Source organism: Micromonospora sp. 4G55 (assembly GCF_016803375.1).
The window spans coordinates 1-20690 of the sequence record NZ_JAEVHN010000021.1; the positions used below are offsets into that span (position 1 = coordinate 1).

The 20690-nt window shown below is 73.5% G+C and carries 18 protein-coding genes and 2 pseudogenes; 14 read left to right on the forward strand and 6 right to left on the reverse strand.

Features of this window, described 5'->3' with window-relative positions; translation table 11 throughout:
- Window positions 1–40: 40 nt before the first annotated feature.
- Together JNW89_RS03715 and JNW89_RS03720 are read left to right on the forward strand one after the other, a co-directional pair.
- Entirely contained in the window at window positions 41–1069 is a 1029-nt protein-coding gene (locus tag JNW89_RS03715) for an iron ABC transporter permease (protein ID WP_238447727.1), read from the forward strand.
- Window positions 1066–1842 (forward strand): ABC transporter ATP-binding protein, encoded by a 777-nt coding sequence (locus tag JNW89_RS03720; protein WP_088959298.1) that lies wholly within the window; start codon window positions 1066–1068, stop codon window positions 1840–1842. The genes JNW89_RS03715 and JNW89_RS03720 overlap by 4 nt, the downstream gene beginning before the upstream one ends.
- Before the next feature lie 12 nt (window positions 1843–1854).
- On the opposite strand, the gene JNW89_RS03725 is transcribed toward JNW89_RS03720, so the two are convergent.
- The 4 genes and pseudogenes from JNW89_RS03725 to JNW89_RS03740 form a co-directional block, all read right to left on the reverse strand.
- Window positions 1855–2622 carry a VOC family protein gene (locus JNW89_RS03725; RefSeq protein WP_238447706.1) on the reverse strand — a complete coding sequence of 256 codons (768 nt, stop codon included), beginning with the start codon at window positions 2620–2622 and terminating at the stop codon, window positions 1855–1857.
- 96 nt (window positions 2623–2718) lie between these two features.
- The gene (locus JNW89_RS03730) at window positions 2719–3456 is read right to left on the reverse strand and encodes an ABC transporter permease (protein ID WP_238447707.1); all 738 of its coding nucleotides are present in this window, start codon (window positions 3454–3456) and stop codon (window positions 2719–2721) included.
- A 12-nt stretch (window positions 3457–3468) separates the two neighbouring features.
- A complete protein-coding gene (locus tag JNW89_RS03735; RefSeq protein WP_238447708.1) occupies window positions 3469–4365 on the reverse strand; it encodes an ABC transporter ATP-binding protein in 897 nt (298 codons plus the stop codon).
- A gap of 98 nt (window positions 4366–4463) precedes the next feature.
- Window positions 4464–6535, reverse strand: a pseudogene (locus JNW89_RS03740) (HelD family protein).
- A gap of 184 nt (window positions 6536–6719) precedes the next feature.
- Between JNW89_RS03740 and JNW89_RS03750 the strand changes: the two are divergent.
- From JNW89_RS03750 to JNW89_RS03760, 3 genes are all read left to right on the forward strand, one after another.
- Window positions 6720–7304: a helix-turn-helix transcriptional regulator gene (locus JNW89_RS03750; protein ID WP_238447710.1), complete on the forward strand. Its 585-nt coding sequence runs from the start codon at window positions 6720–6722 to the stop codon at window positions 7302–7304.
- Window positions 7305–7562: 258 nt separating this feature from the next.
- Window positions 7563–8648, forward strand: a complete 1086-nt coding sequence (locus JNW89_RS03755; RefSeq protein WP_238447711.1) for an MFS transporter — start codon at window positions 7563–7565, stop codon at window positions 8646–8648.
- Window positions 8649–8681: 33 nt separating this feature from the next.
- Window positions 8682–9533: a menaquinone biosynthetic enzyme MqnA/MqnD family protein gene (locus JNW89_RS03760; RefSeq protein WP_238447712.1), complete on the forward strand. Its 852-nt coding sequence runs from the start codon at window positions 8682–8684 to the stop codon at window positions 9531–9533.
- 94 nt (window positions 9534–9627) lie between these two features.
- Here JNW89_RS03760 and JNW89_RS03765 read toward each other — a convergent pair whose 3' ends face one another.
- Window positions 9628–10572 carry a class A beta-lactamase-related serine hydrolase gene (locus JNW89_RS03765; RefSeq protein ID WP_238447713.1) on the reverse strand — a complete coding sequence of 315 codons (945 nt, stop codon included), beginning with the start codon at window positions 10570–10572 and terminating at the stop codon, window positions 9628–9630.
- Window positions 10572–11561 carry a hypothetical protein gene (locus JNW89_RS03770; protein WP_238447714.1) on the reverse strand — a complete coding sequence of 330 codons (990 nt, stop codon included), beginning with the start codon at window positions 11559–11561 and terminating at the stop codon, window positions 10572–10574. The genes JNW89_RS03765 and JNW89_RS03770 overlap by 1 nt, the downstream gene beginning before the upstream one ends.
- A gap of 368 nt (window positions 11562–11929) precedes the next feature.
- Here JNW89_RS03770 and paaA point away from each other — a divergent pair, with 368 nt between their 5' ends.
- The 9 genes and pseudogenes from paaA (at window position 11930) to JNW89_RS03815 (ending at window position 20615) form a co-directional block, all read left to right on the forward strand.
- Window positions 11930–12997: a 1,2-phenylacetyl-CoA epoxidase subunit PaaA gene (gene paaA / locus JNW89_RS03775; protein ID WP_238447715.1), complete on the forward strand. Its 1068-nt coding sequence runs from the start codon at window positions 11930–11932 to the stop codon at window positions 12995–12997.
- Window positions 12994–13281, forward strand: a complete 288-nt coding sequence (gene paaB, locus JNW89_RS03780; protein ID WP_088959289.1) for a 1,2-phenylacetyl-CoA epoxidase subunit PaaB — start codon at window positions 12994–12996, stop codon at window positions 13279–13281. The genes paaA and paaB overlap by 4 nt, the downstream gene beginning before the upstream one ends.
- Window positions 13278–14003: a 1,2-phenylacetyl-CoA epoxidase subunit PaaC gene (gene paaC, locus JNW89_RS03785; protein ID WP_238447716.1), complete on the forward strand. Its 726-nt coding sequence runs from the start codon at window positions 13278–13280 to the stop codon at window positions 14001–14003. The genes paaB and paaC overlap by 4 nt, the downstream gene beginning before the upstream one ends.
- Entirely contained in the window at window positions 14000–14476 is a 477-nt protein-coding gene (gene paaD / locus JNW89_RS03790; protein ID WP_238447717.1) for a 1,2-phenylacetyl-CoA epoxidase subunit PaaD, read from the forward strand. The genes paaC and paaD overlap by 4 nt, the downstream gene beginning before the upstream one ends.
- A complete protein-coding gene (gene paaE, locus JNW89_RS03795; RefSeq protein WP_238447718.1) occupies window positions 14473–15609 on the forward strand; it encodes a 1,2-phenylacetyl-CoA epoxidase subunit PaaE in 1137 nt (378 codons plus the stop codon). The genes paaD and paaE overlap by 4 nt, the downstream gene beginning before the upstream one ends.
- 65 nt (window positions 15610–15674) lie before the next feature.
- Complete coding sequence (locus JNW89_RS03800; protein WP_238447719.1) at window positions 15675–16205, forward strand: hypothetical protein; 531 nt, start codon at window positions 15675–15677, stop codon at window positions 16203–16205.
- Between the two features lie 96 nt (window positions 16206–16301).
- Window positions 16302–17491: pseudogene (gene mqnC, locus JNW89_RS03805) on the forward strand (cyclic dehypoxanthinyl futalosine synthase).
- 143 nt (window positions 17492–17634) lie between these two features.
- Window positions 17635–18828 (forward strand): hypothetical protein, encoded by a 1194-nt coding sequence (locus JNW89_RS03810; protein ID WP_238447720.1) that lies wholly within the window; start codon window positions 17635–17637, stop codon window positions 18826–18828.
- A 551-nt stretch (window positions 18829–19379) separates the two neighbouring features.
- Window positions 19380–20615, forward strand: coding sequence for an LPXTG cell wall anchor domain-containing protein (locus JNW89_RS03815; protein WP_238447721.1), 1236 nt, complete (start codon window positions 19380–19382; stop codon window positions 20613–20615).
- The last annotated feature ends 75 nt before the right edge of the window (window positions 20616–20690 follow it).

The following is a 20690-nucleotide window of genomic DNA, read 5'->3' on the forward strand; positions in this document are numbered from 1 at the left end:
CCCCGAGCGGGCGACCTCCGGTACGGCCCGGCCGGCCGGGCTGCGCCGGCGCTGGCTGGCCGCCGGGCTGGTCGCGGTGCTGGTCGCCGTGGTCGCCGGGGTGTCGCTCGGCCCGGTCAGCCTGCCGCCCGGCAGCGTCGCCGCCGAACTGCTCAACCTGCTGCCCGGGGTGCACCTGGACAGCGGCCTGACCGCCAGTGAGATCGCCATCGTCACCGAGCTGCGGCTGCCCCGGGTGGTGCTCGGCCTGCTGGTCGGCGCGCTGCTCGCGCTGGCCGGCGGCGCGTACCAGGGGGTGTTCCGCAACCCGTTGGCCGATCCGTACCTGCTGGGAGTGGCGGCCGGCGCCGGACTGGCGGTCACCGCGGTGATCTCCCTCGGCGCGGCTGGTGCGGCGCTGACCGGGCTGTCGCTGACCGTGCCGCTGGCCGCGTTCGTCGGCTCACTCGGCGCGGTGGCGATGACGTACGTGCTCGGGGTGGCCGGCGCGCGCGGCCGGTCCCCGGCGACGCTGATCCTGGCCGGGGTGGCGGTCTCGGCGTTCCTCTCGGCCGGGCAGACGTACCTGCTGCAACGGCACTCGGACAGCATCCAGCTGGTCTACTCCTGGCTGCTCGGCCGGCTCGCCACCGCCGGCTGGCACGACGTGCTGCTGGTCCTGCCGTACTTCGCGCTCACCGCGGTCGTGGTGCTGCTGCACCGTCGCGAGCTGGACGTGCTGTCGCTCGGCGACGACGAGGCGGCCAGCCTCGGGCTGCACCCGCAGCGCTCCCGCTACCTGCTGATCGCCGCCGCCTCGCTCGGCACCGCGGCGGCGGTCTCCGCCTCCGGGCTGATCGGCTTCGTCGGGATCATCGTCCCGCACACCGTGCGGCTGCTCGCCGGGTCCAGCTACCGGGTCATCCTGCCGCTGTCGATGCTCTTCGGCGGCGCGTTCCTGGCGCTGACCGACGTGGTGGCCCGCACCGTCGCCGCCCCGGCCGAGATCCCGATCGGCGTGGTCACCGCGCTGCTCGGCGGCCCGTTCTTCGTCCTGGTGCTGCGCACCTCCCGGCGGGTGCTGTCGTGACGCCCGCCGTCGAGGTCCGTGACCTGCACGTGCGGCTGGGCGGCGCGCCCATCCTCGCCGGGGTCGACCTGACCGTCGCGGCCGGCGAGTGGGTCACCGTGATCGGCCCGAACGGCGCCGGCAAGTCGACCCTGCTGCGCGCCGTCGGCGGCCTGCTGCGCGCGCCGCACGCCGTCTCCCTCTTCGGTACGCCGCTGCGCGCGCTGCGTCCCCGGGAGCGGGCCCGAGTGGTGGCCACCGTCGCCCAGTCCCCGGTGGTGCCGGCCGGGATGTCGGTGCTCGACTACGTGCTGCTCGGCCGCACCCCGTACATCCCGCCGCTCGGGCGGGAGTCCGCCGCCGACCTGGCCGCCGTGCGGGAGGTGCTGGACCGGCTGGACCTGGCCGCGTTCCACGGCCGGGAGCTGGCCACCCTCTCCGGCGGCGAGCGGCAGCGGGTCTTCCTGGCCCGGGCGCTCGCCCAGGGCGCCACCCTGCTGCTGCTGGACGAGCCGACCAGCGCGCTGGACATCGGCCACCAGCAGGAGGTGCTGGAGCTGGTCGACCAGTTGCGGCGGGCGCACGGGCTGACCGTGTTCGCCACCATGCACGACCTCTCCGTCGCCGGCGAGTACGCCGACCGGCTGGTGCTGCTCGCCGACGGCCGGGTGGTCGCCGCCGGCCCGCCCCGCGAGGTCCTCACCCAGGAACTCCTCGCCACGTACTACCGCGCCCACGTGCGCGTCATCGACGGCGACCACGGCCCGCTGGTGGTCCCCATCCGCCCCCACTGACCCTGCTCTGCGTCAGGACGGGGGGAGCGTGATGACGGAGAAGAGGGCGCCCTGCGGGTCGCGGAGGGCGGCCAGGCGCCCCTGGGGGATGTCCCGGGGCGGGACGAGGATCGTGCCGCCGATCGCGGCGGCCCGGGCGGCGGTCGCGTCGGTGTCCGCCACCGCGAAGTAGACCGACCAGTAGGCCGGCATGTCTTCGGGGAAGTCGTCGCCGAGCGGCGGCATCATGCCGGCCACGATCCGCGCCCCGCACCGCCAGCCGGTGTAGGGGACCGGATCCATCGGCTCGTCCTCCGGGTGCCAGCCGAAGACCAGCTCGTAGAAGGCCTTCGCACCCGCCGGGTCCGGGGTGACCAGCTCGTTCCAGCACATCGCGCCGGGGACGTTGAACAGCTCCGCACCCCTCATCGCCATCGGCTGCCAGACGCTGAACACCGCGCCGGCCGGGTCCGCGAAGACCCCCATCCGGCCCTGGTCGAAGACGTCGAACGGGGCGACCAGCACCTGCCCGCCCGCCGACTCGACGCGGGTGGCGGCCAGGTCGGCGTCGTCGGTGGCCACGTACGTGGACCAGATCGGCACCTGGTCCGGGGTGGCCGGCGGTCCCGCGCCCGCCACCGCCCGGCCGTCCTTGAGGAAGATCGTGTAGCCGCCCGCCTCCGGCTCCGGCGAGACCCGGCCGGTCCAGCCGAACAGCTCGGGGTAGAAGCGCTTCGCGTCCTCCAGGTCGGGAGTGGCCAGGTCGGTCCAGCAGGGCGTGCCGGGCTCGACGCCGCTCACGATGGCCCCTCTCCGCCGGTGGCGGCCGTCGGCGGCACGCCCTGCCGGCATCCTGGCACCGTCCCGCCGTCGGGTGCGGGGGAAACGGACGAAAGGTCAGCCGTACCGGCGACCCTCGTCCCGCCGGTACGCCCAGCCGGCGAGCGCCGCCAGCGCCACCGCCCAGCCGCCCAGCGAGACCAGCGCGCGGGGGTCCGGCGACCAGTCGGTGACCGCCGCCCACATCAGCTCGACCGCACCCCGGGTGGGCAGGTACGGGGCGATCGCCCGGATGAAGCCGGGCGCGGTGTCGGGGCCGGAGAGCAGCCCGCCGCCGAAGGCCAGCGGGAAGAAGACCACCTGGGCGACGACGATCGCCGCCTTGCTCGGCAGCGCGTACCCGATGGCCAGGCCCAGCAGCGTGAACGGCACCGAGATCACGGCCACCGTGGCGGCGCCGAGCAGGAACTCCACCGCGCCGACCCGGGCCGAGGTGGCCACCGCCGCGATCACCACCACCGGCAGCATGGACAGGTACGTCAGCACCAGGCCGGCCAGCACCCGCCCGGCGAAACGCGCCGCCGGACCGGTCGGCAGCGTCCGGGTGTACGGGTTCCACGGCAGCGCGCGGTCCTCGGAGACCCCGACGCCGTACTGGAAGATGTTGGCGGTGAGCACCGAGAAGGTGACCATCGCGGCGGTGGCGTAGGTGGCGGCGGTCGGGTCGTCCCCGGTGAACGGCACCACGAAGAAGAGCATCGAGGCGGCGGGGAAGAACGCGCTGCCCACCACCGCGACCGGGATCCGCATGATCTCCAGCAGCTGGTAGCGGGCGTGGACCAGGGCGAGTTGCACGGGTGCCCCCTCTCAGACCGTGGTGGGTTGGGCGGGGGTCGACCCGTCGTCGGCGGTGATGGCCAGGAACGCCTCCTCCAGCGAGGTGGGACGCACCTCCAGGTCGCGGAAGGCCACCCCGGCGGTGACCAGGTCGCGCACCAGTTGGTCGGCGTCCGTGGTGAGCAGGTGGGTACGCCCCTCGGTGTGGGTGGTGCCGACCACGCCGGGCAGCGCGGGCAACGCGTCGGCGACCAGGCTGACCCGCCGTACGCCGACGATGCCGCGGATCGCCGCCACCGTGTCGTCGGCGAGCACCCGACCCCGGCCCATCACCACCACCCGGTGTGCCAGCGCCTCCACCTCCTCCAGGTAGTGGCTGCTCAGCAGCACCGTCCCGCCGTCGGCGTGGAAGGCCCGGATCGCCTCCCAGAGGGTGTGCCGCGCCTCGACGTCCAGCCCGGTGGTCGGCTCGTCGAGCACCACCAGCCGGGGCCGGCCGAGGAAGGCCAGCGCGACGGCGAGCCGCCGGCGCTGGCCGCCGGAGAGGCCGCCGGTCTGCCGTTTCACCTGCGCGGTGAGGCCGAAGCGGTCGAGCAGTTCGGCCTTGGGTACCGGGTCGGGGAAGTGTGCGGCGACGAAGTCGACCACCTCGCCGACGCGCAGCGTGCCGGGCAGGCCCGTCTCCTGCGGGGTGACCCCGAGGTGCCGGCGGGACGCCGGGTCGCGCGGGTCGCCGCCGAAGAGTTCCACCCGGCCGGTGGTGGGGCGGCGCAGCCCGACCAGCAGGTTGATCAGGGTGCTCTTGCCGGCGCCGTTCGGCCCGAGCAGGCCGACCAGTTCGCCGGCGCGTACCGCCAGGTCGAGCCGGTCGAGGGCGAGCACGTGGCCGTACCGGCGGGTGGCCTGCTCGGCGCGGGCCAGGATCATCGGGGCTCCTCGGGGTTGCGCACCCGGACGGACGTACCGACTCCGGTTGTACCCCTCGGGTGCCAGCCCCGCCGCCCCGTGCGCCCGCGCCGGCCCGCTCAGCCGGCCGGGTCGGTCAGCGGGGCGGGCAGTGGCGCGGTGTGCAGCACGGCCAGCCGGGACACCGCCCGGGTCAGCACCACGTAGAGGCGGTGCAGGCCACGCGGTTCGGCGGCGACGATCGCGGCCGGCTCGACGACCACGACGTGGTCGTACTCCAGGCCCTTGACCAGCGTCGCGGGGACGACGGTGACCCGCTCCGCGGTCTCGACGTCGTCGGCGGTGGCGGTCGGGACACCGGCGGCGGCCAGCGCCGCGCGGAGCCGGTCCACCGCGTCGTCGGCGGCGATCACGCCGACCGAACCGTCGTGCGCGAGCGCCGCCCGCACCTCGGCCACGGTCGCCGCGTCCAGGTCGGTCACGGTCCGCACGTCCAGCGCGCCGTCGCGGCGCAGCGACCGCGCCGCGGGTACGTCGACGGCGAGCGCGGGCAGCAGCCGGTTGGCGAACGCCACCACCGCCGCCGGCACCCGGAAGCCGACGCTCAGCGGCACCACCACCGCGTCCGGCTTGCCCAGATGGGTCAGGGACTCCCGCCAGTCGGTGGCCGCCCACGGGGCGGTGCCCTGGGCCAGGTCGCCGAGGAGGGTGATCGAGCCGTGCTCGCTGCGCCGGGCGATCGCCCGGCACTGCATGGGGGAGAGGTCCTGCGCCTCGTCGACCACCACGTGCCCGAAACCGCCGGGCCGTTCCATCAGGCCGGCGGCCTCGTCGATCAGCACCGCGTCGGCGGCGGTCCACTTCGTCGTCCTCGGGGTGCGCCCGAGCTTCGTCCCGGTCCGGCCGGTGGTGCCGCGCCGCCCAGCAGCGCCTGCTCCTCCGCCGTGAGCAGCCCGTCGGCGGCGGCGGCGAGCGCCTGCGGGTCGCCGAGCAGCGTGTGCACCAGCCCCTCCGGGGTGAGCGCCGGCCAGACCGCGTCCAGGAAGGCGGTGACCGGCCGGGCCTTGGCCATCCGGCGCAGCCAGGCGTCGCTGGGTGACTCGGCCCGGCGCGCCTCGGCCTGGCGTTGCAGCCAGCCCCACCACCCGGGCCCGGACGCGGTCGCGGCCGGTGGCGTACGGCAGGCCCTCCCGGCGGGTCTCCTCGACCACCCGGTGCAGCGGGTCGAGGCCGATCCGCCAGCGGAACGAGCCGTCGGAGACCATGATCGGCTCGGTCGGCGCGCCGATGTGGGCGTCGACGGCCCGGCGCAGCACCTTGGCCATCCGGACGTCGTGTTTCAGCGTGGCCACGGCGGGGTGGTCGACCGCGCCCACCGGCACCCGGGTGACCAGGTCCTCCACCGTGGCCTGCTCGACCTCGACCTCGCCGAGCGCCGGCAGCACCGCCGCGATGTACGACAGGAACGCCCGGTTCGGCCCGACGATCAGCACCCCCGAGCGGCGCAGCCGCTCCCGGTGCAGGTAGAGCAGGTACGCGGCCCGGTGCAGCCCGACGGCCGTCTTGCCGGTGCCCGGCGCGCCCTGCACGCAGATCGAGTCGGCCAGGTCGGCCCGGACCAGTTCGTCCTGCTCGGGCTGGATGGTGGCGACGATGTCGCGCATCGGGCCGACGCGCGGGCGCTCGATCTCGGCGGTGAGGATCCGACTGGCCGTGCCCAGTTCCTCGCCCCGGTCGAGCGCTCGTCCTCGAAGCTGGTCAGCGCGCCGCCGCTGAACCCGAACCGCCGCCGGACGGCGACGCCCTGCGGGTCCCGGGCGCTGGCCCGGTAGAACGACCGGGAGACCGGGGCCCGCCAGTCCAGCACCAGCGGCTCGCCCCGTTCGTCGGTGACGTGCCGCCGGCCGACGTGGTACTCGCGTCCGGCATGGTCAGGATCCGTGTGGCCGAAGTCGAGCCGGCCGAAGAAGAGCGGGGTGGTCGGGTCGTCGGCCAGCTCCTTGACCCGCCGGGCCATGTGCCGGCCGAGCTGCTCGGCGGTGTAGGCGTCCCCGGCGACCTTGTCGCCGGTGGCGAAGAGGGCCTCGGCGCGTTCCCGCATCCGGCGCAGTGCGGCGCGGGAGGTGTCCAGGTGGGCCCGCTCGGCGGCGAGCTGGGCATCGAGGGTCTGTTCCTGGGCGTGCAGGGTCATCCACGTACTCCTCGTAACGGGGAAAAACGCTGCCGCTCGCGTTTCCGACCTCGGGTCGGCGCGGGGACGTCCTGTGCGGTGCTACTCACCACGGCCGTCAGGCGGAACAGCGCAGCTTACTCCGGCGCTGAGGGCAGGCAACCGAATTTACCGGGGCGGACGCCGACGGGGAATCATGGGTGGCATGACGGAGGCGCGGCCCGAGCAGCGCCGGATGACGATCAGCGACCCGCAGGTGATGCGGGCGCTGGCCCATCCGGCCCGAATCGCGATCATGGAGTACCTCAGCACCCGGGAGGGCGGCGCGACCGCCACCGAGTGTGCCGAGCTCGTCGGCATGTCGCCGAGCGCGACCAGCTACCACCTGCGGGCGCTGGCCAAGTCCGGCCTGGTGGAGCAGGCGCCCAGCCGGGGCGACGCGCGGGAGCGGCTCTGGCGCACCTTCAGCCAGAGCTGGTTCGTCGACCCGGGCCAGGACGCGGGCCCCGAGGCCCGCGCCGCCGAGCAAGCGCTGGTGGAGGCGCACGCCGCCCGGGACATGGAGCGGACCCGGGACTGGTTGCGGCGCGCCGGGGGCGAGCCGCCCGAGTGGTACGACGTGGCGCTCTTCAACGACAGCATGCTGCTGCTCACCGCCGCCGAGTTGGCCGAGCTGAACGAGGCCGTGCTGGCCCTGCTCCGGCCGTACCGGCAACGGAACCGGCAGGCCGATCCGCCGGCCGGGGCGCGCTCGGTGGCGATCCAGTACAAGGCGGTGCCGCTGGCGTAAGGGGGTTGATTCGATCAGGTGTGAAGGATTATTTTCGAAGTATGTCCTTCGCATCTGACGGTTCCCGGTGGTCCGACGTCTGGCTGGCCGCCACCGCGCGCGGCACCACCATCTGCGGCGACTTCCTCGCCGCCACCGCGCTCGCGCTCGCCCTCCAGGCCGTCGGCGCCAGCGGGCTCGCCGTCTCCGGGCTGCTGCTGGCCGCGACCCTGCCGCTGGTGGTGCCTCGCCCCGCTCGCCGGGCGGCTCGCCGACCGGGTGGACAGCCGCCGGCTGCTGGTCGGCGTCGGGCTGGTGCAGGCCGGGCTCTGCGCCCTGCTCGCCTTCGCCGAACATCCAATCCTGGTCATCGGCCTGGTCGCGCTGCTCGCCTGCGGGCTCGCGGTCACCCAGCCCTGCCTGGCCGCGCTGCTGCCGGCGATGGTGCGCCCCGACGACCTGCCCCGGGCCAGCGCGGTCAGCCAGACCGCCGTCTCCCTCGGCGCGCTCGCCGGCCCGGTGCTCGCCGGGCTGCTGGTCGGGCAGTTCGGCACCCGCGTACCGCTGCTGCTGGACGCCGTCAGCTACCTCGCGCTGGTCGCCGCCGGCCTGCTGCTGCGTACCCGCCGGGGTGGCCGGCGGACCGCGACCGCCACGGCCGCCACCACCACCGGACCGGCGCCGGCCTGGCGGCTGCGCCGCGACCCGCTGCTGCTCGCCGTCGTCGTCACCACGGCCGCGGTGATCGCCGCGATCGGCGGCATCAACGTGATCGAGGTGTTCTTCATCCGCGACACGCTGGACAGCTCGGCCACCATCTACGGGCTGGTCGGCGCGGCCTGGATGGCCGGCATGCTGCCGGGCAGTTGGCTCGCCGCGCGGCTGGCCCGCCGGCTCACCGACGACGGCGCCCTGGTGTACGGGGTGCTGGCCACCCTCGGCGGCTGCAGCCTGATGGTGGTCCTCGCCTCCGCCGTGCCGGCGGCCGGGCTGCTGGTCCCGCTCTGGCTGGTGGGCGGCGCGGCGAACGGTGGGGAGAACGTCTTCGCCAACGTGCTGACCGCCCGGCGGGTCCCCGAGGCGCTGCGCGCCCGGGCCTACGCCACCTACGGCGCGGCCGTCCAGGGCGGTTCGATGGCCGGGTACCTGGCCGGCGGCGCGCTGCTGGCGGTGCTGCCGCCCCGCCCGTTGATCGCGGTGGCCGGGGTCGCCGGCCTGCTGGTCGTGCTCGCCTTCGTGCCCGTGGTCGTCCGCGCCGTCCGGCGGGCGGGATCGGCCGTCGGCCCGGTCGCGCCGGCAGCGGCGGCCGAGCCCGGTCGACGGGCGGTGGATGCGGAGTTGGCCACTCCGGTGCCGGGCCGCTGAGCAGGCCGAGGAGCACGGGGCTACGGTCGGGTCATGGTTGAACGCGTGGCGCGCCCCCGGGTCGGGCACATCCAGTTCCTGAACTGTCTGCCCATCTACTGGGGGCTGATGCGCTCCGGCGCGCTGCTCGACGTCGACCTGCACAAGGACTCGCCGGACCGGCTGAGCGCCGCGCTGGTCGCCGGCGACCTGGACATCGGGCCGATCTCGCAGGTGGAGTACCTGCGGCACGCCGACGAGCTGCTGCTCCTGCCGGACCTCGCGGTCGGCAGCGACGGACCGGTGCTCTCGGTCAACGTGGTCTCCACCAAGCCGCTCACCGAGCTGGACGGGGGTCGGGTCGCGCTCGGCTCCACCTCGCGTACCGGGGTGCTCCTCGCCCAGCTCCTGCTCGGCGAGCGGTACGGCGTCCGCCCCGACTACTTCCGCTGCCCGCCGGACCTGACCCAGATGTTGCTGGAGGCCGATGCGGGCGTGCTCATCGGCGACGTGGCGCTGCGCGCGCTCTACGAGGCCCCGCGCCGAGGGCTGGCGGTCACCGACCTCGGGCAGGCCTGGCGGGAGTGGACCGGACTGCCGATGGTCTTCGCCGTCTGGGCGGTACGCCGCGACTTCGCCGCCGCCCACCCGGGCATGGTCAAGGAGGTGCACGAGGCGTTCCTGCGCTCCCGTGACCTGTGCCTGGCCGAGCTGGACCAGGTGGCCGAGGCGGCCGCCCGCTGGGAGCCCTTCGACGCGGCGACCCTCGCCACGTACTTCCGTACCCTCGACTTCTCCCTCGGCGAGCGGCAGGTGGCCGGGCTGCGCGAGTTCGCCCGGCGGGCCACGGCGATCGGCGAGGCCCCGGCGCTGCCGGACGGCGGTCCCGAGTTCTTCGCCGGCTGACCGCGCCGACGGGCTGATCGACACCAGAACGCCGATGTGGCGGTGCCCCGGGTGAGGGGACACCGCCACATCGGCGACACGGCGGGCGACCGGCTCAGGTGTCCGACCGGAGCACCGCCTCGGTGATCTTCTGGCAGTTCTTCATGCCGTACTCGTAGCCCATGCCAATCGGGTAGCGGACCATCACGCCCATCGTCCAGTTGTCGCCGATGGCCAGGCAGTTGATGTGCATCTCCTGCTCGCGGGTCCGGTCGACCCAGCCGTTCTTGATGGCGATGGTCTTCCGCTCGGCCTCGGGGAACGCCTTGCGGATCCCGAAGTCACCATCGCCGCGCACCTGCCGCATCTCGTTCAGCAGCCAGTTGGTCCACTTCGGGCCGGCGGCGCGACCGTCCTTGATGCACGCACCGAGCCGGGCGGTGTCCCGGGGGGAGAGGTTCGTCCGACTCCAACCGCCGTCGGCGGCCGGGCTGCTGTCGGTGGTCTTGCAGATGGAGACCATCCGCTTGATCGAGGGGGACCGCCCGACGCTGTTGTAGAACTTCTCGGCGAGGGTGTTGTCGCTGTCCCGGATGATCCGGGTGGCCTCGGCGAGCTTGGCCTCGCTCGGCTGCTGGCCGGCGTCGTCGGCCCGGCGCAGGTAGTCGGCGACGATCCAGGACTTGATCAGCGACGCGGTGGTGCTGGTCTCGTCCATGTTCTCCGAACCGATGATCTTCCCGGTCCGGGTGTCCAGCACGCTCCAGGCGTACCAGCCCTTGATGTCGAGGTCGATCTGCTTGTCCGCGAACGGCAGCGGCTCCAGCGACGGCGCGGGGGACGGGGTGGGCCTCGGGCGGTTGCTGCGGTTGGTGGGCTCGCCGGTGGAGCGGTCCTGGGTCGGCTCGCCCCAGTGCGAGGCGGCGGCCGACTGCAGCGGTGAGCCGGGCAGCAGCCGCAGCGCCACCAGCACCAGGCCGATCAGGATGGCGGCGACGGCGGCCAGCGTCAGTGGTGTGGCGTTCCGCCCGGCACCGGCACCGCGGCGGCTGCCGGCCATCAGAGCTTCCCGACCGGCTGCTGCGGCACCTTCAGCGCCGCACCGGGCTGCGGCGTGACCAGTTGGGTCGCGACGCTGGCGCAGACCTTCGCGCCGTACTCCAGCTTGCTGCTCTGCGGGTAGCGCAGCATCACCGCGAGGCTCCACTTGTCGGTGACCGCGAGGCAGTTGACGTGCCAGTTGCCGTCGTAGTTGAGGGGGGTCCAGCCGTTCTTGATGGCGACCGGGCCCTGCTCCTTGATCTCGGCGGGCAGACCGTCGACGATGCCCCACTTGCCGCCGCCGGACCTGGCCTGCTGCACCTTGACGCTGCCGCGGACCTGGGCCATCTCGCTGAGCACCCACTTGGTCCACTTCGGGCCGGCCGCCTTGCCGTCGGCGATGCAGTCGCCGAGCCGGACCGCGTCCCGGGGGGACATCCGGGTGAAGCTCCACCAGCCCTCGTAGCTGGGCACGTTGCCGCGCTTGGTGTCGGTGAGGCCGCAGATGCTGATCGCCCGCTTGATCACCGGACCCGGCTGGCCGCCCGCGGGCACCTTGTAGGAGCCGCCCGCCGCGGAGTAGACCTGGTTCGCCGCGGTGTCGTTGCTGTCCCGGATCGCCAGGCTCGCGGCCTTCTTGAGCGCCGCCGTCGGCTCCTTGTCGCCGAGCTGGCGCAGGTAGTCGGAGACGATCCAGGCCTTGAGCATCGACTCGGTCGAGCTGGTCGAGGTCATGTTCTTCGAGCCGGAGATCTTTCCGGTCTTCCGGTCCATCAGGGCCCAGCCGAAGAACTCGCCCTTGAAGTTCACCGAGACCGGCCCGGCGGCCAGCGTCGGCGGCGGGGGCGGGGTGGGCGTCGGGGCGGGGACCTGCTCCGCCACGCCGCCACCGATGCCGCCGAGGCCGTTGCCGTCGCCGGCCAGCTTGGCGTACGCGGTGGGCACCAGCAGGCCGGCGCCGAGCAGGACCGCCAGGACGGCGAGCACCATGGTCACGCGAGATCGCATGAGTGGGTGAACTCCAGATGTCAGGGCCGGGGGGGCCGGCTGTTTCCGCATGGGTCGGCTCGACCGCTGAGGCCGGGGGATGGCCGTCGTCGTGGTGCGATCGTCAGCAGCCGATCGGTGGTGACCGGGGGAAGTCTACGTCCGGACGGGCGACTCGCCAGAACCTGACGCACGGCAACTTGCCGTGAACCCGGGACTAACAGCAGGTATGCCGCCCTTGGGGGGATTCATCTCCGGTAAGTGATGCATGTCACAGGCCGGAACCGGTGCAGGTGTCCACCCAGAGCGGCTGTCCGGTGACGCAAAGGCTTCTCGCAATTCTGTTACACCCTCTGGTGTCATCGGGGATGAGCTGTAACACTTGGACCATGTATGGCAACGACTTCGCCGCCGAGGGGGACGCTCCCGGTGGTGACCTGCTCGGTCAGGTCGAGGCGGCCGAGGCGGCGCTGCGCGAGGCGGCGGCGCGCGGTCGGCGCGGCGCCCCGGAGCCCGGCGCGGACCTGGCGGCCTACTTCGCCGAGGTCATCGACGCGGACCAGAAGATCGAGCCGCGCGACTGGATGCCCGAGGCGTACCGCCGGACGCTGATCCGGCAGATCGCCCAGCACGCGCACTCCGAGATCATCGGCATGCAGCCCGAGGGGAACTGGATCAGCCGGGCCCCCTCGCTCAAGCGCAAGGCGATCCTGCTGGCCAAGGTGCAGGACGAGGCCGGCCACGGGCTCTACCTCTACGCGGCGGCCGAGACCCTCGGCATCAGCCGGGACGAACTGGTCGAGATGCTGCTCAACGGGCGGCAGAAGTACAGCTCGATCTTCAACTACCCGACGCTGACCTGGGCCGACGTCGGCGCCATCGGCTGGCTGGTGGACGGCGCCGCGATCGTCAACCAGGTGCCGCTCTGCCGCTGCTCGTACGGCCCGTACGCGCGGGCGATGATCCGGGTCTGCAAGGAGGAGTCGTTCCACCAGCGGCAGGGCTACGAGATCCTGCACACGCTGGCGCACGGCACCCCCGCGCAGAAGGCGATGGCCCAGGACGCCGTCGACCGCTGGTGGTACCCGTCGCTGGCGATGTTCGGCCCGCCGGACGGCGACTCGACCCACTCCACGCAGTCGATGGCCTGGAAGATCAAGCGCTTCTCCAACGACGAGCTGCGCCAGCGCTTCGTGGACATGTGCGTGCAGCAGGCCGAGATCCTCGGCCTCACCCTGCCCGACCCCGACCTGCGTTGGAACGACGAGCGCCAGGCCCACGACTACACCCAGCCGGACTACGACGAGCTGATGCGGGTGATCAAGGGCGACGGCCCGTGCAACCGGCAGCGGATGGAACACCGCCGCCGCGCCCACACCGAGGGCGCCTGGGTACGTGAGGCCGCCGCGGCGTACGCCGCCAAGCGGGCGCAGCAGAGGGAGAAGGTGGCCGCATGAGCAAGGAATCCTCGCCGCTGTGGGAGGTGTTCGTCCGGGCCCGGCGCGGGCTGTCGCACACCCACGTCGGCAGCCTGCACGCCCCCGACGCCGAGCTGGCCCTGCGCAACGCCCGCGACCTCTACACCCGCCGCCAGGAGGGGGTGTCGATCTGGGTGGTGCCGGCGAGCGCCATCACCGCGTCCAGCCCGGACGAGAAGGACGCCTTCTTCGACCCGGCCGCCGACAAGGTCTACCGCCACCCCACCTTCTACGAGGTGCCGGACGGGGTGGCGCACCTGTGAACGGTCCCTTCGGCTTCACCCTCGCGCTCGCCGACGACGCGCTGGTCGCCGCGCAGCGGCTCGGCGAGTGGGCCACCCGCGCGCCGGAGATGGAGGAGGACATCGCGCTGGCCAACATCGCCCTCGACCAGCTCGGCGCGGCCCGCCTGCTGCTGTCGTACGCGGGCGAGCTGGAGGGCGCCGGCCGGGACGAGGACGCGCTGGCGTACCTGCGCGACGACCGCGAGTTCCGCAACTGCCTGCTGGTGGAGCTGCCCAACGGCGACTTCGCGGTGACCATGGTGAAGCTGCTGCTGCTCTCGGCGTACCAGCTGCCGCTCTACACCGCGCTGGCCGGGTGCGCCGACGAGCGGCTGGCCGCGATCGGCGCCAAGGCGCGCAAGGAGTCCGCCTACCACCTGGACCACAGCTCGCTGTGGGTGAAGCGGCTCGGCGACGGCACCGAGGAGTCGCACCGCCGGGCCCAGGCCGCGCTGGACCTCCTCTGGCCGTACCACCACGAGCTGTTCACGGCAGACCCGGCGGCGCCGGTCGACCCGGCCACCCTGCGGGCCGACTTCGACGCCGTCGTGTCCGCCGTGCTCGACGAGGCGACGCTGACCCGCCCGGAGACCGGCTGGGCGCCGGCCGGCGGGCGCGCCGGCGTGCACACCGAGCACCTGTCGTACCTGCTCGCCGAGATGCAGGTGCTGCACCGCGCGCACCCCGGAGCCCGGTGGTGACCGACCCCAGGGCGGCCGTGGCGGCGGTGGTGGACCCGGAGATCCGGGTCATCACCATCGACGAGCTCGGCATCCTGCGGGCGGTCGACGAGGACCCGGCCACCGGCCGGGTCGTCGTGACCATCACCCCCACCTACACCGGCTGCCCGGCGATGGACGTGATCCGCGCGGACATCCGCCGGGCGCTGGCCGCCACGGGTCACCCGGACGCCGAGGTGCGCACGGTCTACAGCCCGGCCTGGAGCACCGACTGGATCTCCGACAGCGGGCGGGCCAAGCTGGCCGCCGCCGGCATCGCCCCGCCCGCCCCGGCCCGGACCGCGACCGTGGTGCCGCTGACCCTGGCCGTCCGCTGCCCGCGCTGCGGCTCCCCGGAGACCGAGCAGGTCAGCCGCTTCGGCTCCACCGCGTGCAAGGCCCTCTGGCGCTGCCGCTCCTGCTCCGAACCCTTCGACCACCTGAAGGCGCTGTGACTGTCACGATCACCCGACCCGTCCGCCGCCGGCCGGCTTTCCACCCGCTGACCGTCGCCGCCGTCGACCGGCTCACCGACGACGCCGTGGCGATCACCTTCGCCGTGCCCGAGGAGCTGCGGGAGACCTTCGCGTTCTCCGCCGGCCAGCACCTCACCGTGCGTCGTCCCGGCGGAGCCGGGCCCACCGGCTCTGCCGGTGCGGACGGTGCGGAGGTGCGGCGGTCGTACTCGATCTGCTCGACCCCGGACGAGCTGGCCCGGCACGGCCGGCTGCGGATCGGCGTGCGCGAGATCCCCGGCGGCGCGTTCTCCGCGTTCGCCTGCGGGGCGCTGCGCGGCGGCGACACCGTCGAGGTGCTGCCCCCGCTGGGGCACTTCACCACGGCGTTCGCGCCGGAGCGGGTCCGGCACTACGGCGCGGTCGTCGCCGGTTCCGGCATCACCCCGGTGCTCGCGCTGGTCGCGACCGCCCTGGCCGTCGAGCCGGCCAGCACCTTCACCCTGGTGTACGGCAACCGCACGGCCAACACGGTGATGTTCGCCGAGGAGCTGGCCGACCTGAAGGACCGCTACCCGACCCGGCTGCACCTGGTGCACGTGCTCTCCCGCGAGCAGGGCGAGTCGCCGCTGCTGTCGGGGCGGATCGACGCCGAGCGGCTGGGCCGGCTGCTGGAGACGATCGTGCCGGGCGACGCCATCGAGGAGTGGTTCCTCTGCGGCCCGTTCGGCATGGTGGTGGCCGCCCGGGAGCTGCTGACCGGGCGCGGCCTGCCCGAGTCGGCGGTGCACACCGAGCTGTTCCACGTCGACGCCCCGCCGGAGCCGGTGCGCCGCCCCGGCGACGAACCCGGCGCCGGGGCGGAGGTGACGATCCTGCTCGACGGCCGGTCGTCGAGCTTCACGATGGGGCGCGACGAGCGGGTGCTGGACGCGGCGCTCAAGGTCCGCGGCGAGCTGCCGTACGCCTGCAAGGGCGGCGTCTGCTCCACCTGCAAGGCGAAGGTCGTCGACGGGGCGGTGACGATGGCCCGCAACTACGCCCTGGAGCCCGACGAATTGGCCGCCGGGTACGTCCTGACCTGCCAGTCCAGCCCGACCACCGACCGGCTCACGGTCGACTACGACGCCTGACCGCTGCCGGTAAACAATCGATGACGGTAACTGGGTTGGGCCGGCCGCGCGTGCCATGATGGGCCATGGCCCGCCCGCCCGGATCGACCGTCGTCGCGGTGGCCCTGGCCGTGGCAGCCACCGTGCTGGCCGTGCTGGCCGTGCTGGCCGTGGTCAACCTGCCGACCGGAACCGGGCCGCCCGAGGCCCGTCCGACGGGTAGCGGGCCGGTCACGCCCACCGGCTGGGTGGCGGTGGGCGGCGGCGAGCGGCTCGCCCTGGCCGACGGGCAGAGCTTCGACCTGGCCCGCGGGGTCGCGGGCGGCGAGCTGGCACCCGGGGCCGACCTCCTGCTCACCCAGCGGGCCGACCGGCTGGGCGTCCGCGAGCCCGGTGAGCTGGCCGTCGTCGGCGCCGGCACCGGCCACGAGGTGCGGCGGTGCCTGGAGGCCGGCAGCTGGGACGGGACGATCGACGGCGTGCACGAGCTGGCGGCCGGGACGGACCTCTGCGTACGCACCGCAGACGGCCGCTGCGCGATGCTCACCGTCGAGAGCCCACCGGACGTCGTGACGCGCGTCCTCACCTTCCGTTACACGCTGTGGGAACGCCGGTGAGCCCAGCGTGCCGGCCCGTTCCCCGCTCGTGGGGCGCGGGTCACCGGTGGCGGTGCCCGGTGCGGCGCCGTCGGGGGCCGACGTAGGCTCGGAGGCGTGACGGTGAGCCGGGAGATCGACGACATCCTGCAGCGCGGCGCGGACGGCGGGCGGATCACGCCCGAGGAGGCCCTGCTGCTCTACACCGAGGCGCCCTTCCACGCGCTGGGCGAGGCGGCGGACGCGGTACGCCGCCGGCGCTACCCGGACAACATCGTCACGTACCTGATCGACCGCAACATCAACTACACCAACGTCTGCGTGACGGCGTGCAAGTTCTGCGCGTTCTACCGGGCCCCTAAGCACAAGGAGGGCTGGACCCACCCGACGGAGGAGATCCTGCGCCGGTGCGGCGAGGCGGTCGAGCTGGGCGCCACCCAGGTGATGCTCCAGGGCGGCCACCACCCGGACTACGGCGTCGAGTACTACGAGGAGCTCTTCTCCTCGGTCAAGCAGGCGTACCCGCAGCTCGCCATCCACTCGATCGGGCCGAGCGAGATCCTGCACATGGCCAAGGTCTCCGGCGTGAGCCTGGACGAGGCCATCGCCCGGATCAAGGCGGCCGGGCTGGACTCGATCGCCGGCGCCGCGCCGAGATGCTGCCCGACCGACCGCGCAAGGCCATCGCCCCGCTCAAGGAGTCCGGCGCGCGCTGGCTGGAGGTCATGGAGCTGGCGCACCGCCAGGGCATCGAGTCGACCGCGACGATGATGATGGGCACCGGCGAGACCAACGCCGAGCGGATCGAGCACCTGCGGATGATCCGCGACGTGCAGGACCGCACCCAGGGCTTCCGGGCGTTCATCCCGTGGACGTACCAGCCGGAGAACAACCACCTCAAGGGCCGCACCCAGGCGACCACCCTGGAATACCTGCGGCTGGTCGCGGTGGCCCGGCTCTTCTTCGAGACCGTGCCGCACCTGCAGGCGTCCTGGCTGACCACCGGCAAGGACGTCGGCCAGCTCTCGCTGCACATGGGCGTGGACGACCTGGGCTCGATCATGCTGGAGGAGAACGTCATCTCCTCGGCCGGCGCGCGGCACCGCTCCAACCTGCACGAGCTGATCGCCATGATCCGCTCGGCGGGCCGGATCCCCGCCCAGCGGGACACCCTCTACCACCGCCTCGCGGTGCACCACACCCCGGCCGACGACCCGACCGACGAGCGGGTGGTCTCGCACTTCTCCTCGATCGCCATGCCCGGTGGCGGCGCCGGGAAGTCGCTGCCGCTGGTCGACGCCCGCTGACGGGCGGCGACCGGGGCCGACGCCACGGGGACGGGTCGGGGGCAGTCGGGATGGTGACCGGACGGCGCACGGGGCAACGCGGCGGGTGATGCGCCGCTAGCCTGCGGCGTACCTGTCGTCCTTCCCACGGGGGGAACCCTTCCATGATCTTCCGTAACCGGCCGTTGGCGCGGCTGGGCGCCGTCGCGCTGCTCGCCTCCGGCGCCTTCACCGTCCTCGGCACCCCGGCGTACGCCGACAACCCGGCCACCGACCTGTCGCTGGACGTCGCGGGCACCCGCGTCGCGGCCGGCACCCCGGGCAAGATCGCCTTCGTCAAGCTCTCCAACAAGGGTGAGAACACCCCGACCGAGGTCGTGCTCGCCGTCGACGTGTCCAAGCTGGACCCGGCCAAGGTGGACGTCGTACCCCTGCTCGAACAGTGCGAGGAGGCCACGGTCGAGGGGCGGCGCACGTGGCTGTGCGCGCTGACCGAGCAGGAGATCCCGACGCCGGGCGCGACCGTCGAGCTGCCGGCGCTCGCGTTCAAGGACACCGACGCGGTGACGGGCGACTACTCGGCGCCCGTCACGTTCCAGATCCAGTCGGAGAACGACACCGACCCCGCCAACAACTCCCGGACCACCCAGGTGGAGTTCACCACCGAGAGCGGCGTGGACCTGCTGGTGCTGGCGCCGGACGTCCGTACCCAGCTCTTCTGGCGGGCCGACGGCGAGCCGGACGTGAAGAAGCCGACCCTGAACCCGGGCGACGAGACCACCGTCTTCGCGTACATCGTCAACCAGGGCGACATGATCGCCGACGGGGTCGACCTGAAGATGTCCCTGCCCAAGGGCGTCACCTTCAGCCAGGACCTGAAGGAGTGCGAGTACACCGCCGACCGGCGTACCGCCGACTGCGAGAGCGGCCTCACCCGGCTCAAGCCGGGCGGCGACCTGTACGGCGTCTTCCCGGTGAAGGTGGCGGCCGACGTCGCCGCTCCGGTCAGCCTGACCAACGGCTCCGTCGAGGTCAGCTCGCGGGGTGCCCTGCCGGCCACCGAGCGGAGCCTGACCAACACCCTCAGCGAACTGGCCTCCTTCCTCACCACGACCGCGCCGGCCGGGCTGGCGAAGGACGTGGACCCGAGCGACAACAGCGACAACTTCGCCGTGATCGTGGCCGCCCCGGCCGGCGGCGAGGGTGGCGGCGGTGGCCTGCCGGTGACCGGTCCGCAGGCCGGCCTGATCGGTGGCGTCGGCGCGGTGGTGCTGGCCGCCGGTGGCGCGATGTTCGTGCTGGCGCGGCGTCGGCGGGTGCTCCTGGTGACTCCCGGGGACGAGAAGCCGACCGCCTGACGGCGGCAGTGGAACGACCGGCCGCGACGATGCCGGTGGACGCGGGGTGGGACGGACTGCCGTCCCACCCCGCGCCGCGTCCCGGGGTCTGTCCCGCCGCGACCGACCGGAAGTCGGGCCCGCGGGGTCGGATGGGCATTCATGGCGGCCGTTCGGACGACGGTTGGCGGGTGAGCATCGGTGCAAGGCCGGTGATCCGGACAATCGCCTGGTGGCGGCTGGGGCACAGCTCGGAAACGATCGGCGCGCAGGGATGGCGGGGCCCGCCGGCGGCGGCTAACGTGCGGCCGACGCACCTGCTGTTCGTCGGGATTCCGGGCGGCGGGAAGCGGGCAGGCCGGGGGCACGTCCTCCATCGGCCCATGAGGGCCGTTCACATATAACGCACGGCAGTGGGGGCGGGATGGGTGACCATCCCGCCCCCACTGTGTGGTCCGTACGGGCACCGGTGGACGCGAATCGCGCGGCGGCGCTGGCGTACGTGCGTCGATCTCCGATACCGTCCCGCTCGGTCCGCAACCCATTCCACTGTCCCTAACCCCGGGGGATCGATGACACTGTTCCACCGCTCGGCTCTGGCGCGCGCCGGTGCCGTAGCCCTGCTCGCCGCCGGTGGTCTCGCCACCGTCGCCGCCCCGGCGCAGGCCGCCGACCAGGCCGACCTGGAGCTGATTCCGATCAGCTACGAGTTGGCCAAGGGCGTCAAGGAAGCCAAGGCCAAGCCGTTCAAGTTCCAGGTCGACAACACGCGCGGCGCCGTCGACGCCAAGGACGTCGCGGTCACCGTCGAGACCAAGGGCCTCAAGGACCGCAAGGTCGGCGTGGTCGTGCCGGACGGCTGCGAGGTCGAGGGCAGCCGCTTCACCTGCCTGCTCGGCGACCTGACCGCCGGGACCACTGAGGACTTCGGCATCCCGCTCTTCTCCACCGGGGGCCGCGGCGCCGGCGGCACGCTGGTGGTCACCATCAGCGCGGCCACCGCCGACCCCGACCTGGAGAACAACACCGTCGAGCACGACATCACCGTCGCCCGACCCGGCTACGACCTCACCACCTGGGTGCAGGACGTGTACGCCGACGTGACGGTCGACGGCGACGAGGCCGGCGAGTCCGGCCTCAAGCCGGTCAAGCCCGGCGACACCGCCCCGCTGGACTGGGCGATCTACAACGACGGCAGTCGGAAGGCGACCGGCGTCGCGTACGGCATCACGCTGCCGGTCGGCGTCACCTTCGCCGAGGTGCCCGAGGGCTGCGTCGAGCAGGAGCTGGGCGGGCTCGCCCAGGCGTACTGCGAGGACGCCGGCGCGGTGCTGCGGCCCGGCCAGTTCTACACCTCCGACGTACGGGTGAAGGTCGGCGCGGACGTCACCGAGAAGGTGCTCCGGCCGGGCTTCGTCTTCGCCGCCGGTCTCGACGGCGCCCAGGGGCGGCCCGAGGAGGAGCCGCAGGTCGCCAGCCTCGGCCAGCGCCGGGCGTTCACCGAGACCGACGACCTGGACAACATCGCCCAGTTCGACGTCTTCGTCGACCTGAGCACCGGGCCGTCGCCGAGCCCGAGCCCGACCGGCCAGCCCACCGCCGGGCCGAGCGGCCAGCCGACCGCGACCCCGACCTCGGGCGGCGGCAACGGTGGCGGTGACGGTGGCCTGCCGGTGACCGGCGTGCAGGTCGGCCTGATCGGTGGCATCGGCGGTGCCGTGCTGCTCGCGGGCGGGGCGCTGCTGGTGCTCTCCCGCCGGCGCAAGGTGGTGCTGGTGACCCCGGGCGACGAGAAGTCCGAGGACTGATCCGAGGCGACGACGCGAGGGCGGGGTGGGCGACCATCCCGCCCTTTCGCGTACCCGCCGGCCGGCCGACCCAGC